The organism is Clostridium sp., from assembly GCF_051278035.1.
Classification (GTDB): Bacteria; Bacillota; Clostridia; order Clostridiales; family Clostridiaceae; genus Clostridium_AD.
Genome location: NZ_JBNMNU010000273.1, coordinates 1 through 3778 on the forward strand (window position 1 = coordinate 1; position 3778 = coordinate 3778).

Annotated in this window: 3 protein-coding genes; 2 read left to right on the forward strand and 1 reads right to left on the reverse strand. The window is 32.6% G+C overall.

The features are described from left to right. The first annotated feature begins 776 nt into the window (after positions 1–776). Positions 777–902: a hypothetical protein gene (locus ACJAX4_RS22740; protein ID WP_265343817.1), complete on the forward strand. Its 126-nt coding sequence runs from the start codon at positions 777–779 to the stop codon at positions 900–902. Positions 903–957: 55 nt separating this feature from the next. After that, the gene (locus ACJAX4_RS22745) at positions 958–1923 is read left to right on the forward strand and encodes a helix-turn-helix transcriptional regulator (protein WP_435791721.1); all 966 of its coding nucleotides are present in this window, start codon (positions 958–960) and stop codon (positions 1921–1923) included. Between the two features lie 487 nt (positions 1924–2410). Here ACJAX4_RS22745 and ACJAX4_RS22750 read toward each other — a convergent pair whose 3' ends face one another. After that, positions 2411–2986 (reverse strand): recombinase family protein, encoded by a 576-nt coding sequence (locus tag ACJAX4_RS22750; RefSeq protein ID WP_435791722.1) that lies wholly within the window; start codon positions 2984–2986, stop codon positions 2411–2413. Between the last annotated feature and the right edge of the window lie 792 nt (positions 2987–3778).

Below are 3778 nucleotides of genomic sequence, written 5' to 3' on the forward strand. Positions count from 1 at the left end.
TGACCAGATATATTATGCTAGCTGTAGAAAATAGAAATAATACGGATGAACGCACCATGGGTGAACTGTTTTTTCTTATCCATGACGAGCTTCAAGATGGGTACTTTTGCCTATCCCCTCCAAAAGGTATGTTAGGCAAATCAATCACCAGTTTAAGGCATTTATTTTAACCTTTTTAGAATAAGCGAAAGTTACACAATGGACTTGTGTAACTTTCGGTTCCTTGATTTATCAACGCTTTACAAGCGTTTAAATAAAAATTGCAAAATGAATGTTACTTATCAATGCCAATATTTAAGCTATGTAACATCCATGGTTTAAATACGTGGAATACTGGCATTGCCTCACATTAATATACTAACATACCTTTTCGGGGGGGATAGGCAAAAACACCCAGTATCTAATGGTATAATATTCTTAAGAGTTGAGTCGGATTAGTATAAAAAGGCGACATATAAATGGTATAAACAATTCAATAAACAGGAATTTTACGCTTGAAAATATCACCATCCGTTTGCCGGAGGGGGTTATCATGGGTCTGATCGGTTCCCAACGGTTCAGGCAAAACAGATTGGCGTTTCCGTCAACAGCTATATAATAGCGGCGTTTTTACAGGTAGACAGTAAACTTAACTGTACTTGACTTACCGACAACTTATGGCGGCTGCAAAATTGAAAAGATGATTTTTGTTCCCCCTGCGGTTTCTTATGCTCACAATATTATTGGTGTTTTGATTGTGAATGGGAAAATGGCTCTTACATATAATAGCATGGAGAATGGCAACGGTGCAGACAAAAATTTCTTTGATAGAGGTATTAAAAACCTCATATTGTAGGCCAGACGCAAAGATGCAGAACTTAAAAGAGAAAAATGAGATAACAGCAAGTAAAATCAAGCAGTAATCTCTCTATTACTTTATAATGAATGTAGGGTGATTGAAACGAGGTGAACAGACGAATGTACGAGTGGAAGAAGCAAATTCAAATAATCGTTGATGAAATTGACAAATGTATTAAAAATTATAATGGTGAAGCCTTGACACTACGCTTTCTTTCTAGCATGTTGGGTTATTCCGAATTTTATACAACGAGAAAATTCAAAGAAATATCGGGTATGCAATTTAGGGATTATCTGCGGCATAGGAAATTAGCCTTTGCACTAAAAGAGGTTCGGGATAGTGAAAAAAGCCTTTTGGATATTGCTTTTAATTATAGTTTTTCATCACATGAAGCTTTTACCAGAGCTTTCAAGGGAACATATGGTGTAACTCCAAGTGAATACCGAAAAAAGCCTAAGCTTGTCGTTCTTCGTACAAAAATAAACTCTTTCGACCGCTACTTTTTAGGATTGGGAGAGATTGGTATGATGAAATCTACAGATGATGTTAAAATTTATTTTGTAACCATTCCCGCACACAAATTTTTGCACATTAAAAACTATGAGAGTAATGGGTATTGGGATTTTTGGCAAAAGCAAAGTCTTATTCCGGGACAGGACTGTGAAACAATTTGCGGCTTACTCGATAGTATCAAGGGCAAATTGGATGACGATGGTGGGAGCGAATCTAACGGCGGCAGCGGTCAGATTATGGCGTACATTAACGACCCGGACGGCAGACTCTGCGATTGGGGTATTCCACGCACAGAGTGTTACGGTACACGTCTTACTTTTGATTATAAAGGCGAAGTACCACCACAAATGCTTATGATTGATATTCCCGAAGTCGAGTATATTGTTTTTGAACATGGGCCATTTGATTATGAGCAGGAAAATCGTAGTGTAGAGGAAAAAATTGAAAAGGCAATGGCAACTTTTAATTTTGCAGGCACTGGCTACTGCTTTGATACTTCCCCCGGTAGAATAATTTACTTATATTATAATCCGGAACGGTTTTTTAAGTATATCAGACCAGTGCGAAAGTAAATAAAATGGACTGCTTATCCACTATTGTTTCTAACGAGAAAACCAAACAGGAAATAACAAATTCCAATTTGTAGGGTTTGAATAACATAGTTTTATCTTAAGTTATGTCGCATCTTTCATATAGTGCGTCATAACAGCCATAAAACAGTAGTTCCACTTTTGATTTATAGTTCAACAAAAATGGAGAATACTGTCTTATGGCTGTTTTTGGGATCGTTGCCGTACACCACTTAGTACCTCACTTTTTATAATAATTTTATGTGATTATTTAAAGCATTTTCAACCTCTTGCGTACTAATTCCAATATACTTTTGTGTTATTGAAGTGTTAGAGTGTTGGAGTAATTGTCTAACCAGTGCAATATTATAATTATTATTAATATATATTTGAGTAGCAAAATACTTTCGCATATTATCTATAGGTGACACAACAAATACTAGTATTTAAGATAACTTACACGTTGTTTATATATATTCAACGTAGCTTATTATTCTAAGTTCGTTTCTGATTTATTACTTTCCTTTAAATAACGGTAAAGGGTAGCCCTAGAAACATTTAAAGTTTCGCAAATATCTTTTATAGAATTACTTTTATCATTAACTAGAGATTTTGCCATACAAATCTTTTTATTATCCATCACCTTTGGTCTTCCACCAATTCTTCCTCTAGCTCTTGCAGCTTTAAGTCCAGCATTTGTTCTTTCTCTTATAATATCTCTTTCAAACTCAGCAAGAGAGGCAAATATATGAAATATTAATTTACCGCCACTTGTAGTAGTGTCAATCTTTTCTTGAATACTTTGAAATCCTATATTTATTTCACTTAAAGCATTTACCACTTCAATTAAATGTTTTAACGATCTGCCAAGTCTATCGAGTTTCCAAACAACTAATATATCTCCTTCACGTAAATATGCTAAAGCTTCTTCTAATCCATTACGTTCAGTTTTAGCTCCGCTTGCAATATCTGTAAAAATATTTTCGCATCCAGCTTTTTCTAAAGCATCTGTTTGTAATTCTAAATGCTGATCTTGTGTAGAGATTCTTGCATATCCAATTAACATAAAATATCTCCTTTGTCTTTTGTAATCAATGTCGTTAATGTTATATTTTGTATGTAAATGACGAAATAGGTCAAATTTTATAAATACATAGTCTCATAACTCAACTTAACAGTCAAGTATAAATACTATGATTTTGAGATAAGTTTTGATATGGTTTTGATGATATTTTATTAAAATTTATTTAAAACCAAAACAGGTCTCAAAAACGAACGTTTATGGTATTTTTCAAAAAATAAAACAAGAGCATTTATTTATGCTCTTATTGATGAACAATATATGAAGAATATGACACATGGTTTAATAGAAATAATACTTATCTTCCATAGTGGGGTAGTGCTCTCTTTTCGTGCAAAAGTACCGCTAAGGAAAACCAACTAACATATTTTCAAATTAGTGTAAAATTAAATACTGAATGATGCTTTTAAATATGCTCCAAGATATATTTCACATAAAAACATTAAATTTTTAATATTTTTATGTAGTAAATTATTAATGTACTATTTTAGTTAGAGTTTGGACTAAAACATTACATTAAAACTATAAACTTAATTTAAATTAGTTTTAACTCCTTTAATAATCAAGTAATATCAAGGGTTAAGAGCCAATTACTTAATGTAATATTTATTGTATTTTATTACATTAGAATCTTTAGGAAACACACTATATTTACTATATATTTACTTAAATGTTAGACAACTTTTCTTAACGGTACTTTTGCACAAATTGCGAGCCCTACCCCATATATAAAATATATAAATTAATTTTATTTGTGGGGATAAATTACATAAACAA